The organism is Ruegeria sp. I3, assembly GCF_056532525.1.
Window position 1 is genome coordinate 232,307 of sequence record NZ_JBQFNI010000006.1, and the last position, 18,086, is coordinate 250,392.

The window sequence follows — 18,086 nt, forward strand, 5'->3', positions numbered from 1 at the left end:
CCCAATGGGATTTAAACACACATACTCTTTGAAAAAAACATGCCGGGTGCAAAGGTGCACCCGGCTGTTCCGGCGGCACGTGGACAATCCGTGCCTGCCAGAATAAGCGCTCCAGATTTCCCCATCATGTGGCGCGCTTAGGTGTAGGGTTAGGCGATTTCGACCGCGACGAAGATCTGGTTGCCACCGCGATTGATCAAAACCAGAGCTGGATCCGTCTTTTCGTTCTCCAGCGCTTCTTTCAAAGCGTCTGGCGTAACTGTATCCAGATTGCCCAGTCGAACGATCACATCACCACGCTGCAATCCGGCCTTGGCCGCAGGGCTTTCGGGCTCCAGATCGGTGACAACAACACCATCGACGTTCTCGGCCACGCCAATCTCGGCGCGGGCGGTTTCGGTCAGCGGTGCCACGGTTACGCCCAGCGACGTACCTTCGAACTTGTCTTCAACCACGCTATCGGTCGCCGCCGAGGCTGACTGATGCTGACCGATTGTCAGTTCGATCTGTTCTTCTTTGCCATTTCGAAGAACAGTCAGCGTGCTATCAGTACCTACCTTGGTCGTGCCAACCAGGATCGGAAGATCGCTACTGGAATCAACGGCTTCGTTATTGAAGGTCAGGATCACGTCACCTTGCTGCAGTACGCCATCGGCCGGGCTGTCAGGTACAACATCCGATACCAGCGCACCTGTTGCCGTATCGATACCCATCGCAGCAGCCAGTTCGGGGCTGACATTCTGGATCGACACTCCCAACCAACCGCGGCTGACCTCGCCGTCATCGCGCAGATCAGCCGTGATGTGATCTACAATATTCGAAGTCACCGCAAAGCCGAGTCCGACTGAGCCGCCGCTGGGCGAATAGATCGCCGAGTTCACACCGATCACCTCACCATCCATGTTGAATAGCGGACCACCCGAGTTGCCTTTGTTGATAGCAGCGTCGGTCTGGATGAATTCGGCGTAGGGGCCTTCCGAAATATTGCGCCCCTTCGCGGAAACAATACCGGTCGTAACGGTTGCATTCAGGCCAAACGGGTTGCCGATGGCGACGACGTCTTCGCCTACGCGAATGACATCGCTGTCACCCATTTGAACGGCTTGCAGGTCTTCTCCTGCGTCGATTTTAAGCACTGCGATGTCCGTAAGCGGATCTGTACCAACGATTTCAGCTTCGAATGTGCGGTTATCGCTCAGACGTACGGTCACTTCGCTGGCGTTGTCGACAACGTGGTGGTTGGTGACGATGTATCCCGCCTTATCAAGTACAAAGCCTGATCCCAAACCCTGGCTGGGGCCTCGCTGCGGCATGTCAAATCCTTCAGGACCGCCGAACCGTTTAAAGAACTCGCCAAAGGGATGGTTTTCGAGGTCGAACTCCTGACCTTGTGTGGGGCGTGGTTTGGCATCTTGCCTGGCGGTGATCGTGACCACCGAAGGCGAGACGGTTTCGACCAGATCGGCCAGAGCCTCGTCTGCCATTGCGGGCAGGGCGGTGGTGGCCATCATGGCCGCGCCCAGTGCGGTAGCTCCCATCCAGCTGGATGTGCGTGGAATAAGCAGTGAGGATTTACGGATGCTCATTTTGACTCCTGTCTATTTCGGCGGTTGATCCCGCGCATTGAGACAGGAGATGCACTGGCAACCTTGGGATATCCTGAGAGAAATATTAAGAAACCTTAATTTCGCCACGTTTCGCCGCTTTAATGACTCCGTTCAACGTGCTCGGGTAGCAAGAATCAGCTTGGGTACTATGTGGCGAATCGGTGGATTGTTGCCGATAAAGTCAATAATTTCGAAAAAGCATTGAATTGATTCATTTTTGTTAACAAAGAAACGACGCTTTTGCGGTCTCAAAAATACTTCTCCTAAAAGTTGCGTGAGATGGAGTGTTCAAATTTCGAACACGCCCGTCGATGCCTTTGAAATAGGTAAGTTAGCCGTATTCTAAGTGCGCAACTGACGGAAACTTCTGGAAAAAGTATAAGTCGATGCAACCATTGGTAGAATCCAGAGTGTTGCATTGTTGCTCAAAAGCCAGTGCGCCTGCGCTGAAATTTACCATTTCATCCAATTTTACATTGTTTGAACGCATCGGATCAGCGACATTGGAGTTGCCCAAGTGAGGGGGGCCTTAGGCACTAGGGGGTGTCAAAGGCGCATCTCAGTCTCCATAGCGCTGAGCGGCATGTTAACGAGGGGGTCTTGTTTAGGTTCAGCAGCACAACGTCGGGAAGCCTGATTGGCGATCTGACCGCGCTTTAGAGATTGGTGAAAGTGGTAGTCCTGTTTTTGGGCATGCGACCCGGTCATTATTGACCGGGTCGCGTTTATTTGAGGGGCTGCTTTTGCGGTCGGCCCGCATTCCAACGGGTCCAATCGGCGGGTGTATCCAAATCAAGCAGCGCATTCTGGGCGGGCAGGCGATGCAGATGAACCTTGCCCTTGTAGCGTTGCACGACAATCTGCGCGCCGCTGTCACCGTTCAGTTCCGAAAGCTCTGAAAATAGAGAACGATCAAAGACGACAGGATGGCCGGGAGCGCCTTCGTCAGTAGCCCCACGCCATATCAGATTGTCAGGGTGGGTTTTGACTGATCGGAGAACGCTGTTCAGGTCTTGGGTTGTGAGGTCCGGAAGGTCCGATAACAGGATCATGACCGCAGGTGCATTTGCTGGAACGGAGGCTATTGCGCCTCTCAAACTGGCATTCATGCCTTCTTGCGCATTTGGGATTTCGACCAGTTGAACATCGAGGCCCTGTAGCACCGTATATCGGGGATGTGGGGCCGGGGGCAGGGCGATGATAACGTGACCTGCGGCAAGCGCCCGCTGAGCCACTCGGCGCAGAAGCGGCACGCCTTCAATCGGTTGCATTAACTTATCAGCACCACCCATGCGGCTGGATTGCCCGGCAGCGAGCAGGATGATGGGAATCTGCGTCATTTCGCAAGCATGCCGTCGGTGGATTAATAAGTCATCCCCGCATTCTTGCGCCATCGGGATCGAAAAGTGGGGTCGTGATGACACGCGCTTTGCGCATCTGACCTAGAATTTCAATTTCAACCGCACGTCCCTCGGTGGCCTGTTCAGTCGGGAGGAACCCCATGGCAATCGACTTGCCCGCAAAGTGCGAATACCCACCAGATGTACAGAAGCCGACAACAACGCCGTCTAACCAGATCGGTTCGTACGCGTTTACATCTGCATCTGCCGCGTCGACCTCAAAAGCCACCAAGCAGCGATCAGCGCCAGATGCGCGCTCGGCCTCGGCCGCTGCTCGGCCTATGAAATCGCTGCTCTTGGAGAATGAGATAAACCGATCCAACCCGGTTTCTGCCGCTGTATAGTCGGGTGAAAATTCTCGCATCCACGAGCCAAAGAACTTGTCCAGACGCAGACTCATCATTGCGCGCATGCCAAATGGGGTCATGTCATGGGCTTGACCCGCTTGCCACAAACTCCACCAAAGTTGCCGTTGGGCCATTGGGTCGCAATAAATTTCATAACCCAGATCGCCGGTATAGCTGACACGCTGAACGATGCAGTCGGTCATGCCAATTGTCATCTCGCGCACGTCGAGGAACCTGAGCGAGTTGACTGCTTCTCGGGTGCAGGCCGACAAAACCTCGGTGGCCTTGGGGCCTGCGATCTGAAACCCATTCAACCGGTCGCTGATGTTCTCGATGCCCACGCCATGGTCCTGGTTTTTCAGGAACCAGCGCATATGAAATGCCTGACTGCCGTAGGAGGCGGTCAGGTGAAACAGGTCGTCGCCCAAGCAGGAGACGGTGAAATCGCCGATCAGCTTACCTTTATGCGACAACATTGGCGTCAGTGAAACGCGGCCTGGTTTGGGTATGCGGCCCGCCATGATGCGATCCAGCCATGCACGAGCACCGGCACCCGTAATACGGTATTTTCCGAAATTGTGGACTTCGTTGATCCCAACATCTCCACGCACGGCACGAACTTCGCGGCCGGTGGCCTCAAAGGCGTTGGAACGGCGGAACGAGGGTGTCTCGAAATCCGGTTCATCGCCTTGGGCAAAGTAGTTTGGTACTTCCAGCCCGTATTGCTGCCCCCAAACGGCGCCGAGATCGCTGAAGATGTCGTACATTGGCGTGGTTCGGTTGGGACGTGCCCCTGGCAGTTCTTCGTTCGGATAAGCGACGCTGAACCTTTTTTGATAATTCTCGATCACCTTGGGGCGCGTATAACCCGGGCTGATCCAATCGCCAAACCGCGCCACATCCATAGCAAACACATCGCGTTCGGGTTCGCCTTCGATCATCCATTGAGCAAGGGTCAAGCCAACACCACCGCCTTGGCTGAAACCGGCCATGACACCGCAGGCTGACCAGTAGTTCCGCACGCCAGGCACCGGACCGACCAGAGGGTTGCCATCCGGGGCAAAGGTAAACGGCCCATGGATGACGGATTTGACACCCGCCTCAGCGAGAACAGGGAAGCGTTTGTAGGCGAATTCGATGCTATCGGTGATCTTGTCGAAGTCATCGGGCAGCAATTCATGGCCAAACTCCCACGGGGTGCCGTCGACCGCCCAAGGCTTGCAAGGCTGTTCGTAGAAGCCGATGCACAGTCCACGCCCTTCCTGCCGCAGATAGCTTTCGCCAGCGGGGTCCATCACATGCGGGTGCTCGCCACCTGCGTCGATGATGGCCTCGATCTCGGGTATGTTGTCGGTGACCAGATATTGATGCTCCATCGGATGCAACGGGAAATAGATCCCGGCCATCGCACCGACCTCGCGCGCCCACAATCCGCCCGCATTGACGATATGTTCGGCGTGAATTGTACCCTTGTCGGTCACCACGTCCCAAGTTCCGTCCGGGCGCTGGTTCGTCTCGCGCACCATGCAATGTGTTTCGATCGTAGCCCCGCCCATACGCGCGGCCTTGGCGTATGCGTGTGTTGTACCCGACGGGTCGAGATGCCCGTCCAGCGGATCATACAGCGCACCAAGGATCCCATCGGTGTTGGTGATCGGAGCGATCTTCTTGATCTCCTCTGGCCCGACGATCTCGGTCTCAAGACCCATGAATCGATGCTTGGCGCGTTCGGCAAGCAACATGTCGAACCGGTCTTGATTGTCGGCCAGCGTGACGCCGCCGACGTGGTGCAGGCCGCACGACATGCCCGTGATCTCTTCCAGCTCTTTGTACAGCCGGATGGTATAGCCCTGCAGGGCGGCCATGTTTGTGTCACCGTTCAGGGTGTGAAACCCGCCCGCCGCATGCCAGGTCGAACCGCTGGTCAGCTCAGACCGTTCCAGCAGCATCACATCCGACCAACCGAGCTTGGTCAGGTGATAGAGGACCGAGCATCCGACAACGCCGCCTCCGATAACTGCGACACGGGTGGTGGTTTTCACGATGTTTCTCCCTCGGCTTTTGGCCGAGCCTGCCGAGGGCTCTGGCGTATTACTGTTCCGTTCGCGACACCGCGCGTCGTTTGCTGAATACGCGCGCTGTAGGGCTTAGAGAGGACGGACCTTGAGGGCCGTGATCCTGTTGCCTTCGCGGGCCGTGACCTCAAACCGGAAACCGTGGAACGAGAATACTTGGCCCACAATGGGGATCATCTGAGCCTCGTGGATCACCAACCCGGCCAGCGTGTTGGCTTCTTCATCCGGCAGCGACCAGTCAAGCGCGCGGTTTGCGTCGCGGATGGTCATCGCGCCTTCGACCAGATACTGGCCGTCGTCAGATCGGGTAACGGGGACATCTTCGTCGATGTCGAACTCATCTGCGATCTCGCCCACGATCTCTTCCAGAATATCTTCCAGCGTGATCAGTCCGCGCAGCGATCCGTATTCGTCGACAACCAAGGCAAAATGGCTGTGCATCCTAAGAAACTCACGCATCTGGTCGTCCAGGGTGGTGGTTTCGGGCACGAAATAAGGATCGTTGGCAACCTTCGCGATGTCGAAATTCTTAAGCCGCTCTGGATCACCATCCGCGCCGCCTACCTGTGCATACATTGCGCGGAACAAGTCTTTGGCGTGCACGACACCCACGATGTTTTCCTGTTCTTCACGGAACACAGGCAGGCGGGTGTGTGGGCTTTCCAGACACTGTTTCAGGATCGCCTCGGGTTCGTCATCCGCATCGATCATCTCAATATTCGAGCGGTGAAGCATGATCTCTTCCACCGCGCGGTCGCCAAGATCGAGCGCGCCCAGAATACGGTCGCGATCTTCTTTTTCGACCACACCTTCGGAATGGCCCAGTTGCAATGCGCCAGCGATTTCTTCACGGACCGCAAGGATGTTGCTATCAGGGTCGATCTGTACGCCGAACAGGCGCAATACACCGCGCACCAGCAGTCGGACGGCAGCCACCACCGGCGAGAACACCGTTACGACGACGCTGATAACGGGTGCCACCAAGGCGGCGGCTTTTTCGGCGTTGGTAATCGCGTAGGTCTTGGGCAGCACCTCGGCAAAGATCAGCACCAGAAGGGTCATCACGAGCGTCGCCAGCGCCACACCGCTTTCGCCGAACAGGCGAGTAAACAGGGCGGTTGCCAACGAAGCGGCAAGGATGTTGACAAGGTTGTTGCCGAGAAGGACCGAGCCGATCAGACGTTCGTTATCATCGGTGATTTCCAGCGCTTTTTTCGCCCCGCGCGAGCCTTTGTCAGCCTGCGCTCTCAGCTTGCCACGCGATGATGCGGTCAGCGCAGTTTCGGAGCCCGAAAAAAAGCCCGATAGGACAAGGAGAAGAAGAATGGATCCTGTCGTGATCCAGAATGCGCCATCAAGCAGAGAAGGAGTGGGTTCCATTGGTCCTAGGTTGTTCGTGTTGCTGCATTCGTTATGGGGGTGCGGGCCCGGCCAATCAAGGGGTTAGCCCTGATCTGTGGTGTCGTCTTTGGCCAGCGGGTGGTGTTCCAACACCAGTTCCGACAGGCGCTCATCCAGAACATGCGTATAGATCTCGGTTGTCGCCACATCTGCATGGCCCAACAGCGTCTGGATCGAGCGCAAATCCGCGCCATTGGCCAGCAGGTGCGTCGCAAACGCATGGCGCAGCGTATGAGGTGTGACTTTTTCAGGCGAAACACCGCCTTCGATCGCCAGTTCCTTGACCAGCAGAAAGAAGCGATGCCGCGTCAGGTGCCCGGATTTCCCGCGCGACGGGAACAGGAAACGCGAAGCTTGCCCCCCTTTGGAAATGGCTTTTTCCTCGGCCGCATCGCGGGCTTGCAGCCAGTCTGCCAACGCCTCGCGGGCAGGGGGGGACAGCGGAACCATCCGTTCTTTCCCGCCTTTGCCGAGGACCAGCAGCATGCGCGGATCACCTCTGGCTGAACTGACCGGCAGCGATACCAGTTCTGTCACCCGCATCCCCGTCGCATAGAGCAGTTCCATCAGGCACGTGTTGCGAATTTTGTCTGCGTCGGAACGGCCCGTGCGCCGCGCTGCTGCAAGCAGGTGGTCAACTTCGGGCACGTCCAGTGTTTTTGGCAATCGCTTGGGGCGCCCTGGTCCCTTGATCTGGATGGCCGGGTTGCTTTCGCGCCAGCCTTCTTCGAAAGCAAATCGATACAATTGTTTGATCGCCGACAACCGCCGTGCCCTTGTCGAGCGCGACAGGCCCTGCGCATCGCAATCGATCAGGTAACCTTCGATCCGATCGCGATCCGCTTCGGAAAAGCCCGATTTCCGACGCGTCAACCAATCAGAGAAATCTTTCAGATCCCGGCCATAGGCGAGCAGGGTGTTGGTGGCAGCGCCAAGCTCGGCAGCTTGCGCTTCGAGGAAGGTGGAAATCCACAGCTCCTGAGACGCGGGCGCGGTCATGCTCAAGCCCCGTTCAAGATCATCAACTGCAACGCGGCCCGACGTGCGGTGTCTTCAAGACCCACGCGGCGGAACGCAGCGATTGCAGCGGTCAGGTCGACCAGATTGCCGCGCGCGCCATGGGCGAACAATTGCATCGTTTCCAGAATGGCTTCGCCCAATTGATCGTTACTCAGCAGCCCGTCGATATCCGAAGGGATGGGCGCGGACCAGGCAAAGCCCTGCGAAATGGCATCCGCCAGAGGGGTTGGCGACGGCGCGCGTTGCGGATCGCCCTGTGCAAGGGCGGCCAGAAACATATTCGCATCGGAACCTTCGGGCACATCTTGCGCCGCGTCTTCATAAAGCTCGGATAACAGCAGAATACGCCACCGCAGATTCTTGGCGGCCGAACCTGATAGTTTCATTGCTGCCAGACGCGGGGCAAAAAGTTCGGCAAACGGAACCTCAAGCCCGACGGTTTTCATCTGAGCCCAGACCTCAGCAAGAGTTTTGGAAACTGCCTCGGGATTTCCGGTTTCCAATGCGGTTTCGAACCGTTGGATGGCAGCCACGCGGTCCCAGACAGCACCCGAAGCAGCCGGAGAACGTTCGGTATACAGGCCGAGCAACTGATTGGGTGTCAGCGCCCCAATCCGCGTCAATCGTTCAGCAGCTTCGACCTGGGCTTTCCAGCCCGCCACATCGCGCAGATCGGCATTGGCGAACGCCCGTGGCAGTGAAGCCGTGGGCAAACGTTCACCAATGGCTTCGAACAGACGGAACGTAAGCGGATTCGGGTCGTCGGGCTGAGGAAGATACTCAGCCCCTTCGAACAATTCCGGGCTGAGAAAGCGATCGAGCAACGCAAGCTGGTCTTCGGGCAGCACCTGCAGCGCATGAGCGGCTTCGAGTGTCAGAGCAGCTGACGCCCAATCTCCACGACGGGCCTTGCAGAATATTTGCGCTGCGTAATCCCGAGACAAATTCGGCTGCGCGATCAGCGCGGTGCAACTCCGGTCTTCGTCACCCGTCAGCAACGTCGCATCGAACCAGCGTTTGAAACGAGCTTGCGTATCGGTCGGACCGGCCAGCTGAACCAGAGACTGTACCGGATCGGATGCGCCCAATTGCATAAGGCGGTCCAGTCGCGCCATCAGCAATTTGTCTTCTGCCTGTCCTCCGCTCGGGGGACGTGCCTCGGAAAGGAGCAGGGTGAACAGCAGCCGTTGCATTGCGGGGTTGGACTTGACCCGCACCTGCGCGATCAGTTCCGCCAAGCGATCCGCATCGCTGTTCTGCCACAAGTTGACCGGCAGACCTGTGACGGAAGAGGCCACCAAACCCAGCGGTGGCGACAGCGCCTCAAGCGGGGTGACCTGAATATCCGGCTGCAACCCTGTCTGGGTCACAGGCGGTTCCATCAGCACTGTGCCCGGCAGATTTTCTGGGGGGTCGGTCAGCCAGTCAATGATCGACAAGGGCTCCGTCGATTGTGCCTGCGCAGTTCCGGCCAGTAAAAACGCCAGAAGAGTGGTTCTAGTCGGCATTCAAGATGACCGGTTCGCGGACTTCACTTTGAGGAGCGGAAAAGTCCGCACCAAAAAACGGCCCGACATAGGCATACCCAACCAGCCCGATGAAACACAGGCAGATGAGGTAAATCAGGAACTTGATCAAACGACCCATGGGTGAACGCTGCCTCAATTTTTGCTTTTGCCCAAGTTATAACTAGCATTTTTCTTAAGATCACGTCATTCACGACGAAATGAGCGAAATTAAGCATAACACGGTGCGTTCCGACACAGCGGCGCAGTTTCAACTGCACAAAACCGTCGTTTTGGTCGGAATGATGGGGGCTGGAAAGACTGCGGTGGGCCGGGCTCTGGCGGCTCGGCTCGGCGTTCCCTTTCTCGATAGCGATTCCGAGATCGAATCGGCGGCCAACATGACCATCCCCGAGATCTTTGCCCGTGATGGCGAGGCGTTCTTTCGCAGCAAGGAAAGTCAGATCATCGGGCGGCTTCTGGACGAGGAAAAAGGCATCCTGTCGACTGGAGGCGGCGCGTTTCTGGCAGACGGCAATCGAAAAATGATCTCAGATCGCGGTGCATCTGTGTGGTTGCGGGCCGATCTGAACGTGTTGTGGAATCGCGTCAAACATAAAGACACGCGCCCGTTGCTGCGTACGGCAGACCCGTATGCAACGTTGCGCGGTTTGTACGAGGCGCGCGTGCCGATCTATGAACAGGCCGATCTGGTGGCTGACTCAGATGGTGAAACCGCAATCGAAGATATGGTGGATCGGGTGATCGCCGCATTGGTGACGCGCCCTGATATTTTGGAACGAATTTAATGCATCAAACCGTACATGTTGATCTGGCCGAGCGTTCTTATGATGTAGAGATCGGCCCCGGCCTTTTGGCGCAATCTGGGGAACGGATTGCTCCACTGATAAAGCGTAAGCGTGTCGCGGTTCTGACGGATGAGACTGTCGCGGGCCTGCATCTGGATGCACTGCGTGAAGGCCTGGCCTCAGCCGGGATCGAGATGAATGCTCTGGCAATGCCAGCGGGTGAGGCCACCAAAAGCTGGCCGCATTTTGAGCGCGCGGTAGAATGGTTGCTGGCGGAGAAGGTCGAACGGAACGACATCGTCGTTGCGCTAGGAGGGGGTGTGATCGGTGATCTGGCGGGATTTGCTGCAGCAGTGATGCGGCGCGGGGTACGCTTTGTTCAGATACCGACTTCGCTGCTGGCACAGGTCGACAGCTCGGTTGGCGGCAAGACTGGGATAAATGCGCCACAGGGCAAGAACCTGATTGGAGCGTTTCACCAGCCGTCACTGGTGTTGGCCGACACGGACGTGCTGGGTACGTTACAGACGCGAGACTTTCTCGCCGGATATGGCGAAGTCGTCAAATATGGACTGTTGGGCGATGCCCAGTTCTTTGAGTGGCTTGAAGATAACGGGCCTCTATTAGCATCCGGCGATATGGCGGCGCGGGTGCAGGCCGTCACACGCTCGGTTCAGATGAAGGCCGATATCGTCGCGCGCGACGAGACCGAGCAGGGCGACCGGGCGCTGCTCAATCTGGGTCATACTTTCTGCCACGCGCTTGAGGCTGCAACCGATTATTCTGATCGATTGCTGCACGGTGAAGGTGTCGCCATCGGCTGTGCGCTGGCGTTTGAAACTTCTTCTCGCTTGGGGCTTTGCCCGCAAGAAGATCCAAGCCGTGTCAGGGCGCATTTGCGCGCCATGGGCATGAAGACTGATCTGGCCGATATTCCGGGTGAATTGCCGGATGCAGAAACGCTGGTCGATCTGATGGCGCAGGACAAAAAGGTAATGGATGGCCAGTTGCGTTTCATTATGGCACGAGGCATCGGACAGGCGTTCGTCACTTCAGAAGTGCCGCGCGAGACAGTGGTCTCGGTGCTTGATGATGCGCTGGCCGCCTGCTGAGATTCAGCGCCCCTGGATTACCATCAGCTCGCCGATGTTTTCGCGGGTGATATAGCCAACCATGTGTCCCGATTTGGTACAAACAGCAATTGCCGGTGCACCTTTATGCAGGCCATTCAGAACTTGATCCAAACCGCTGGTGAGCGCGACTTGTGGTATGTCCTTATCCATAATCGACGCTGCAGGCTCGGATCGGGGATGGTCGCTTGCTAACGCTGCGAACAGTCGGTCACGGGTGACAAAACCCAAAAGGCTGCCATCCTCGGCCAAGACCGGAAACTCGTGCTGGGTCGTATGAATGACCGCTTGAGCCGCTGTCGCCAACGTATCATCGGGCGACAACGCCTTGAACTCGGTGATCATCGCATCCCGGGCCTTCACACGCCGCGCAACTGAACGTAGCGCAACGTCCTGATTTTCGGAATTCGCGGCAATGAAGACAAATACGGCGATCAGAACCAGGATCGGGTTGCCAGAGGTCAGCCCCAGAAAACCAAGCCCGACCGCTACGATCTGACCGCCAAGGGCGGCGATCCGCGTGGCCTTGGCACGTTCCATCTTCATACATAGCAAGGCGCGGAATACACGCCCGCCGTCCATCGGAAATGCCGGGATCATGTTGAAGGCCGCCAGCAGCAGATTCACATAGGCCAGACGGCTCAATAGGTTCGTGCCTGCCGAGTCGATCTGTGCCAGCGATCCAAGTTGTATCCCCGCGCCTAAAACCACAAGGATGGCCCAGATGACGACGTTTACGGCCGGGCCTGCTAAGGCGACCCAAACCTCCTGCATCGGTTTTTCTGGCATCCGCTCAAGACGTGCCAGTCCACCGATTGGCAGCAAAGTGATATCAGGGGTGCGAATGCCGTATCGCCTTGCCATGAGCGCGTGACCGAATTCATGCGCCACGACACAGGCAAACAAAGCCAGAACGAACAGGATGTTGTTGAGCGCAGCGGGCCAACCGCCGCTGGAATACGCCGCAAAACCAACCCAGGCGAGCAGCAGGAAGAAGGTGACATGGACCCTCAGTTCCGAGCCGAGCAATCGGCCAAGTGAGAAGGACCATGCCATGTTGTTTCTCCGTTTGGTTTAGAACGGAATCTCGTCGTCATCGATGCCGCCGGATGCAGGGGCAGGGGCGCTGGACTGACCGCCGTAGGGATCACCATAGCCTCCTCCGGCCTGACCACCGCCATAGCCACCACCGCCGCCACCGCCTTCACCGCGGGCATCCAGCATAGTCAGCTCGCTGCGGTAAGGGCGCAGGACAACCTCAGTCGAATAGCGATCCTGCCCCGACTGATCCTGCCACTTGCGGGTCTCTAACTGGCCCTCGACATAGACTTTGCTGCCTTTACGCAAATACTGCTCGGCAACGCGAACCAGAGGTTCCGAGAAGATGGCGACTGTGTGCCATTGGGTTCGATCCCGACGCTCACCAGTGTTGCGGTCTTTCCATGTCTCTGACGTTGCGATGCGCAGGTTGCACACCTTACCACCGTTCTGGAACGACCGCACCTCGGGGTCGGCACCGAGATTACCGATCAGAATGACCTTGTTGACTGAACCCGCCATATATTCCCTCGTTTTACTCTGACTGGATGGCGCCCGAATCTGGCGCTGTATTCTGCTGCCGACCCTATACGGGCTACGACTTGGTTGAAACATGATTGATCGTGCAACGGTGAGCAGGAAAACATTAGGACTGTCTTAACCAAGCTTTCATTTCCGGCTGATTTAACTATAATCTGATTGGTTGTTGAGGGTGCAGGATTGGCATTAATGCGTTTTCTGGTCGGTGGTATCTCGGTATTGGGTCTTTGTCTGACGTCGTTCGCGACGCAGGCAGAAACGCTGTCCACCAAGAATCGCAAGGCGATATTCCTCAAACAATCCAAGGTTTTGGATAATCGGGCCGCTACGCAATATCGCGGCTCTGAACGGCTTAAACCCAAGACCGAGCGTGGGAAATTCGTCAAGCGTTATACTGGTAACTATCGGGGCCAGTATCTCGATCATGCCAGAAAAGCAGCGCGGCAACATAATGTGCCGGAAGAACTTTTCCTGCGACTTGTTCAACAAGAAAGCGGGTGGAACCCGAATGCCAAATCCCACAAAGGGGCCTTGGGTCTTGCGCAACTGATGCCCCAGACCGCGCGGCTGCTTGGCGTCAATCCGCACGATCCGATCCAGAATCTGGAGGGTGGTGCGCGTTATCTTTCCTGGCAATACCGCAAGTTCAAGTCCTGGCGCCTTGCACTGGCAGCTTACAATGCAGGGCCCAAAGCAGTTGAAAAGCACGGCGGAATTCCACCCTACAAGGAAACCCAGAACTACGTAAAAGTGATCTGGGGGGGCTAGCTGCGCCGCAGCGTGTCTGTTTCTTGATCTACCGCCAAACGCTGTCCTAGTCTGATTGGATAACTTTTCGGACTGGTGCGAATTGCGATGATCCAAGATCGACCCAACATACCGCCCGAAACAATGGCGAACTGGCAGCGTTTGGTCGACCTTGTTTCGCAGCTGGCCGATGTGCCCGCCACTTTGATCATGAAGACCGAAGCGCCGGATCATGCGGTTCTGATCACATCGGATCATCCAGAAAACCCATACCCGGTCGGCATGAATTTTCGACTGAACCCCAAGCTCTATTGTCAGGGCGTTCTGGAACGCGACGGCGAATTTGTTGTCGAGGACGCAACCTGTGACCCGGCCTGGAGCGACAATGAGGACATGGAGCATGGCATGTCCTTCTATATCGGTTTTCCGCTGAAGTGGCCGGATGGTTCGGTATTCGGAACAATCTGCGTCTTGGACCGTCACCGCAATCGCCGAGCCTTGTTGTTTCGTGAAGGTTTGGCACAGTTTGCGCGCATGGTTGAATCGGATTTGGCTTTGATCCAAGAGGTTTACCTGCGCCGAGCGCTGGAAGTGAAGCTGAATGAAACTCTGGCGCAACTGGAGCACCGCGTCGCGGCGAGGACGCGGGAGCTGCAGGAAACAAACACGGCGCTACGGGTGCTGTTGACCAGTTTGGACGACGATCGGAAAGACCGGGATCAGGATATCGTAGATCAGGTTCGCACGATGGTGTTGCCTTATCTGGACAAGTTGCGCGGGCTTTTGACCGAAGGCGACGCCTCGCAAGTTTATCTGGAATTGGCCGAGCGTAATCTGCAAGAGATTACTTCAATGATTTCCGACAAGCTTTCGGATGCTTTTTCGGTCATGACGCCGACCGAGATCGAAATTGCTCAGCTGGTCATGTCGGGCAAAACCACGAAAGATATCGCCCGGGCGATGTCGCGCGAAACTTCTACAATTGATTTTCATCGTAACAATATTCGTCGAAAACTTGGCCTCGAAGGCCGTGACCAGAACTTGCGAAGCCATCTTTTGTCGATTTCGTGATTTCTGAATATGGGGATTTCCCCCATATTCCCCCCCGATTTTTCTGATCTGAGCAACCTGTGCCACGCGCGCTAGGCTGGTCGCAAGGGTGCGGACCAAGCCGGGCCTTTTCAACTCGGGAGGATAAAAATGGATCGCAAAGATCTGAAACCCACAATTCTAAACGGAGAACGCGACACATTGGCAACTGGTCTGTCGCGTCGATCGTTCTTTATGGCTGCCGGGGCCGCCGGTGTCGGTGCAGGGGCCTCACTGCTGGGTAGCAAACCGGCCGAGGCGCAATCGCAGGCCTGGCTGCAGCCTGGCAACAATAACCACGTAATCGATCTACAGGGCTCGACTGGTCAGGCAAGCACGGGAGCGGTTGGAATCGATTATTACGGTCACTGCGCGATCAAAATTACCTCACCAAACGGAGCGACCGTGTTGTTTGATCCTTGGCGCGATGATCCCTCCGGCGCATGGGGCCTGTGGTTCCGCAACGAGTTCCCGCAGATCCCAGTTGATATCACTATGTCCACTCATGCTCATTTTGACCATGACGCTATCGAGCGGCCAAGTTCCACAATGGTTTTAGACAGGATGGCGGGCAATTTTGAATTTGCTGATCTTAAGATCACAGGTTTTGCTGACAAACATGCCTGCGTTGCGCCGGGTTGGTACGAATGGACCAACGCCTTGGCCGAGTTTGGCGCGGAAGCTTGTCCGCCCAACAACGTCGGACATATGGACATGGTGGTCTACCTTGTCGAAACCGGAGGCATTCGCACCTTGATCTGGGGCGACAACCGCCACAATCCGCCTCAGGAGTTCTGGGATGCTATAGGACAGGTAGACGTGCTGACTTTGCCCGTCGACGGATCGGAACACATCCTTAGCTTCGATCAGGGCAACGAAATTGTCGCCAAGCTCAAGCCCAAGATCATCATCCCGACGCACTACCTCAATGAGGTTACGTCATACACGCTTACGACGCTGCAGGCCGCAGACGATTGGGTCAAAAGCCAGCAGAGTTACAAGATGCTCGACAGCACCAGTCTAAAACTGGAAGCCGGAGATGTGGCGGGTATGAATCAGGAGTTCATGCACTTCGGCAACAACGTGATGACGGGCTGATTACGATCAGAAACTGCCACTCACCCACGACCTGCGTCGCCTGTCTCCCCACTAAACGTGACGCAAATTGAAAGGGCCGGTTTTGACCGGCCCTTTTCTTTCGTTTGCGCGGATCTATTCGGCCGCAATTTTGATAACCGGCTCCATTTTGGCCAGAATGTCTTCGGCAAGGTGACATTTCACCTGATGACCATCCGCAAGTGTTTGCACCGGGGGCACATGGGATTCGCATCGCCCATCCGGCACTTCTGATTTCCAGCGACAGCGTGTTTGGAATGGGCAACCCGGCGGCGGGTTCATGGCCGAGGGGATATCGCCCTCAAGCACGATGTGCTGTTTTTCGATCGATGTGTCCGCGATTGGAACCGCACTTAGCAATGCCTCAGTGTAGGGATGATAGGGTGGGCTAAAGACCTGATCGGTGGTGCCCAGTTCAACCACATGCCCCAGATACATCACCATCACACGGTCACTGAGATAGCGTACGATTGAAAGGTCGTGACTGATGAACAGCAGCGTGGTTTTGTGCTCGCGCTGAATCTCCATCAACAGGTCCGTAACGGCAGCTTGTACGGATACGTCCAGCGCCGAAACCGGTTCATCCGCAACCACGATCCGTGCATCACCGGCAAAGGCGCGGGCGATACCGACGCGCTGCTTCTGACCGCCTGATAGCTGGCGTGGCATCCTGTCCGCGAAGGCGCGGGGCAATTTCACGAGATCCAGCAGTTCCAGCATCCGCTTCTTGCGATCGGCCTCGGAGTCACCGACGCCAAAGATTTCCAGCGCACGGATGATTTGACGGCCTACGGTCATCGACGGGTTCAGCGTGTCGAACGGGTTCTGAAACACCATCTGCACTTCGCCAACGGTCTTGGCGTCGCGTTCTTCGATGGGCACGTCCTCGATATTGCGATTGTCCAGCAGGATCTGCCCGTCGGTGGCTGTTTCCAGCCCCATCAAGACCTTCGCAAAAGTGGATTTGCCGCAACCGGATTCGCCGACAATGGCAAGCGTCTCGGATTCATGCGCTTCAAAGCTTAGCGTCTCATTGGCCTTGACCACTTTGGTCTCACCACCGCCGAACAATGCATTCGCAGCCACCTCATAGTATTTCTTGAGGTTATCCATTTTCAGAACAGTCCGGCCAATCTCGCCTTTCTCTTTCTGCTCACCAACGGTGATTGGCGCGTTCCAGTCGATTTCCTGGAATTTCAAGCATCGCGTATGGTGTCGGTCGTTGCCCGGTACCGCCTCCATCAGGATATCCTTGGCGTCACAGCGGCCTTCTTCGAAATAGTCGCAGCGCGGACCAAAGTTACAGCCCGGAGGCCGCTCATGAGGCAGGGGAAAGTTACCCGGTATGGCCACCAGTGGGCGCGAGTTCTTGTCGGCGCCCGGCAGCGGGATCGAGCGGAACAGCGCCTGCGTATACGGGTGCTGCATCTCGTCGAATACATCCTTGATCGAGCCGCGCTCGACGGCCTCACCTGAGTACATCACGCACAGCCGGTCGCAGGTTTCCAGCACCAGACCCAGATTGTGCGAAATGAACAGCATCGAGGTGCCGTATTTCTTGCCCAGATCCTTGACCAACTCGACCACGGCGGCCTCGACCGTCACGTCCAGAGCAGTTGTTGGCTCATCCAAGATCAACAAGGCAGGTTTCGACATCAGCGCCATCGCAATCACGATCCGCTGCTGCTGACCGCCTGACAGCTGATGCGGGAACGAGTTCAGCATCCGCTCAGGGTCGGGCAGGCGTACATCGGTGACCACTTCCAACGCACGAGCATAGGCCTCTTCTGCACCAACCCCCTCATGAATCATTGGCACTTCCATCAGCTGTTTGCCGATCTTCATCGCCGGATTCAGCGATGCCATCGGCTCCTGATAGATCATCGCGATTTCATTGCCACGTATGTCGCGCAGCTCTTCGGTGGTCATCTCGCCCAAATCGCGGCCTTTGAACTTGATCGAGCCACCGACGATGCGGCCATTCTTGCCCAAATCCTGCATGACACCCAGCGCCACGGTAGATTTCCCACAACCTGATTCACCCACCAAACCGACGGCTTCGCCGGGTTGCACACTGACCGAGAAATCCATCACGGCAGGGATCTCACGAAGGCGGGTAAAGAAGGAAATCGAAAGCTTGTCGATCTCCAGGATTGGCCCGTCATAATCCGCCAGTTTGTTCATCTTATTACTCCTCGCGAGATTCCGGGGGTTCCCCTTCATCTGGCTAAAAATATCTCGGGGGTCCGGGTGCAGAGCCCC

15 protein-coding genes are annotated in these 18,086 nt (G+C 56.6%); 5 read left to right on the plus strand and 10 right to left on the minus strand.

From position 1 onward, the window contains the following. Positions 1-149 precede the first annotated feature (149 nt). The 7 genes from ACR0L9_RS16700 to ACR0L9_RS16730 all read right to left on the minus strand — a co-directional run bounded on the left by ACR0L9_RS16700 (position 150) and on the right by ACR0L9_RS16730 (position 9,497). A complete protein-coding gene (locus ACR0L9_RS16700; protein WP_480896169.1) occupies positions 150-1,586 on the minus strand; it encodes a Do family serine endopeptidase in 1,437 nt (478 codons plus the stop codon). 746 nt (positions 1,587-2,332) lie between these two features. Continuing rightward, the gene (locus ACR0L9_RS16705) at positions 2,333-2,947 is read right to left on the minus strand and encodes a nucleotidyltransferase family protein (RefSeq protein WP_480896171.1); all 615 of its coding nucleotides are present in this window, start codon (positions 2,945-2,947) and stop codon (positions 2,333-2,335) included. A 31-nt stretch (positions 2,948-2,978) separates the two neighbouring features. Continuing rightward, positions 2,979-5,396 (minus strand): GcvT family protein, encoded by a 2,418-nt coding sequence (locus tag ACR0L9_RS16710; protein WP_480896173.1) that lies wholly within the window; start codon positions 5,394-5,396, stop codon positions 2,979-2,981. Positions 5,397-5,501: 105 nt separating this feature from the next. After that, positions 5,502-6,809: an HlyC/CorC family transporter gene (locus tag ACR0L9_RS16715; protein ID WP_170393312.1), complete on the minus strand. Its 1,308-nt coding sequence runs from the start codon at positions 6,807-6,809 to the stop codon at positions 5,502-5,504. A 63-nt stretch (positions 6,810-6,872) separates the two neighbouring features. After that, positions 6,873-7,829 (minus strand): site-specific tyrosine recombinase XerD, encoded by a 957-nt coding sequence (locus ACR0L9_RS16720; RefSeq protein ID WP_170393311.1) that lies wholly within the window; start codon positions 7,827-7,829, stop codon positions 6,873-6,875. Positions 7,830-7,831: 2 nt separating this feature from the next. Then, complete coding sequence (locus ACR0L9_RS16725; protein ID WP_480896174.1) at positions 7,832-9,358, minus strand: hypothetical protein; 1,527 nt, start codon at positions 9,356-9,358, stop codon at positions 7,832-7,834. Then, the gene (locus ACR0L9_RS16730) at positions 9,348-9,497 is read right to left on the minus strand and encodes a hypothetical protein (RefSeq protein ID WP_170393309.1); all 150 of its coding nucleotides are present in this window, start codon (positions 9,495-9,497) and stop codon (positions 9,348-9,350) included. Before ACR0L9_RS16730 ends, ACR0L9_RS16725 begins: the two co-directional genes overlap by 11 nt. Before the next feature lie 79 nt (positions 9,498-9,576). On the opposite strand from ACR0L9_RS16730, the gene ACR0L9_RS16735 reads away from it, so the two are divergent. Next, positions 9,577-10,164, plus strand: a complete 588-nt coding sequence (locus ACR0L9_RS16735; RefSeq protein WP_170510337.1) for a shikimate kinase — start codon at positions 9,577-9,579, stop codon at positions 10,162-10,164. Continuing rightward, positions 10,164-11,276: a 3-dehydroquinate synthase gene (gene aroB, locus ACR0L9_RS16740; RefSeq protein ID WP_480896176.1), complete on the plus strand. Its 1,113-nt coding sequence runs from the start codon at positions 10,164-10,166 to the stop codon at positions 11,274-11,276. The genes ACR0L9_RS16735 and aroB overlap by 1 nt, the downstream gene beginning before the upstream one ends. A 3-nt stretch (positions 11,277-11,279) precedes the next feature. On the opposite strand, the gene ACR0L9_RS16745 is transcribed toward aroB, so the two are convergent. Together ACR0L9_RS16745 and ssb are read right to left on the minus strand one after the other, a co-directional pair. Further along, on the minus strand, positions 11,280-12,350 hold the full coding sequence (locus ACR0L9_RS16745) for a site-2 protease family protein (protein WP_170393306.1): 1,071 nt from the start codon (positions 12,348-12,350) through the stop codon (positions 11,280-11,282). An 18-nt stretch (positions 12,351-12,368) separates the two neighbouring features. After that, positions 12,369-12,854, minus strand: coding sequence for a single-stranded DNA-binding protein (gene ssb, locus ACR0L9_RS16750; RefSeq protein WP_170393305.1), 486 nt, complete (start codon positions 12,852-12,854; stop codon positions 12,369-12,371). Between the two features lie 207 nt (positions 12,855-13,061). On the opposite strand from ssb, the gene ACR0L9_RS16755 reads away from it, so the two are divergent. From ACR0L9_RS16755 to ACR0L9_RS16765, 3 genes are all read left to right on the plus strand, one after another. Further along, entirely contained in the window at positions 13,062-13,640 is a 579-nt protein-coding gene (locus tag ACR0L9_RS16755) for a lytic transglycosylase domain-containing protein (protein WP_170405293.1), read from the plus strand. A gap of 87 nt (positions 13,641-13,727) precedes the next feature. Next, on the plus strand, positions 13,728-14,690 hold the full coding sequence (locus ACR0L9_RS16760; RefSeq protein WP_170405297.1) for a LuxR C-terminal-related transcriptional regulator: 963 nt from the start codon (positions 13,728-13,730) through the stop codon (positions 14,688-14,690). Positions 14,691-14,819: 129 nt separating this feature from the next. Beyond that, a complete protein-coding gene (locus ACR0L9_RS16765) occupies positions 14,820-15,806 on the plus strand; it encodes an MBL fold metallo-hydrolase (RefSeq protein ID WP_480896178.1) in 987 nt (328 codons plus the stop codon). Positions 15,807-15,920: 114 nt separating this feature from the next. Here the strand turns inward: ACR0L9_RS16765 and ACR0L9_RS16770 are convergent, their stop codons facing one another. Next, the gene (locus ACR0L9_RS16770; RefSeq protein WP_170393301.1) at positions 15,921-18,008 is read right to left on the minus strand and encodes a dipeptide ABC transporter ATP-binding protein; all 2,088 of its coding nucleotides are present in this window, start codon (positions 18,006-18,008) and stop codon (positions 15,921-15,923) included. Positions 18,009-18,086: the final 78 nt, after the last annotated feature.

Excerpts from the sequence above, each read along its gene's own strand:
- ACR0L9_RS16755 (WP_170405293.1), top strand. The coding sequence starts at position 13,062 with ATGCGTTTTCTGGTCGGTGGTATCTCGGTATTGGGTCTTTGTCTGACG.
- ACR0L9_RS16770 (WP_170393301.1), bottom strand. The coding sequence starts at position 18,008 with ATGAACAAACTGGCGGATTATGACGGGCCAATCCTGGAGATCGACAAG.
- ACR0L9_RS16725 (WP_480896174.1), bottom strand. The coding sequence starts at position 9,358 with ATGCCGACTAGAACCACTCTTCTGGCGTTTTTACTGGCCGGAACTGCG.
- ACR0L9_RS16735 (WP_170510337.1), top strand. The coding sequence starts at position 9,577 with ATGAGCGAAATTAAGCATAACACGGTGCGTTCCGACACAGCGGCGCAG.
- ACR0L9_RS16700 (WP_480896169.1), bottom strand. The coding sequence starts at position 1,586 with ATGAGCATCCGTAAATCCTCACTGCTTATTCCACGCACATCCAGCTGG.
- ACR0L9_RS16765 (WP_480896178.1), top strand. The coding sequence starts at position 14,820 with ATGGATCGCAAAGATCTGAAACCCACAATTCTAAACGGAGAACGCGAC.
- ACR0L9_RS16745 (WP_170393306.1), bottom strand. The coding sequence starts at position 12,350 with ATGGCATGGTCCTTCTCACTTGGCCGATTGCTCGGCTCGGAACTGAGG.
- ACR0L9_RS16705 (WP_480896171.1), bottom strand. The coding sequence starts at position 2,947 with ATGACGCAGATTCCCATCATCCTGCTCGCTGCCGGGCAATCCAGCCGC.
- ACR0L9_RS16720 (WP_170393311.1), bottom strand. The coding sequence starts at position 7,829 with ATGACCGCGCCCGCGTCTCAGGAGCTGTGGATTTCCACCTTCCTCGAA.
- aroB (WP_480896176.1), top strand. The coding sequence starts at position 10,164 with ATGCATCAAACCGTACATGTTGATCTGGCCGAGCGTTCTTATGATGTA.
- ACR0L9_RS16760 (WP_170405297.1), top strand. The coding sequence starts at position 13,728 with ATGATCCAAGATCGACCCAACATACCGCCCGAAACAATGGCGAACTGG.
- ssb (WP_170393305.1), bottom strand. The coding sequence starts at position 12,854 with ATGGCGGGTTCAGTCAACAAGGTCATTCTGATCGGTAATCTCGGTGCC.
- ACR0L9_RS16715 (WP_170393312.1), bottom strand. The coding sequence starts at position 6,809 with ATGGAACCCACTCCTTCTCTGCTTGATGGCGCATTCTGGATCACGACA.
- ACR0L9_RS16730 (WP_170393309.1), bottom strand. The coding sequence starts at position 9,497 with ATGGGTCGTTTGATCAAGTTCCTGATTTACCTCATCTGCCTGTGTTTC.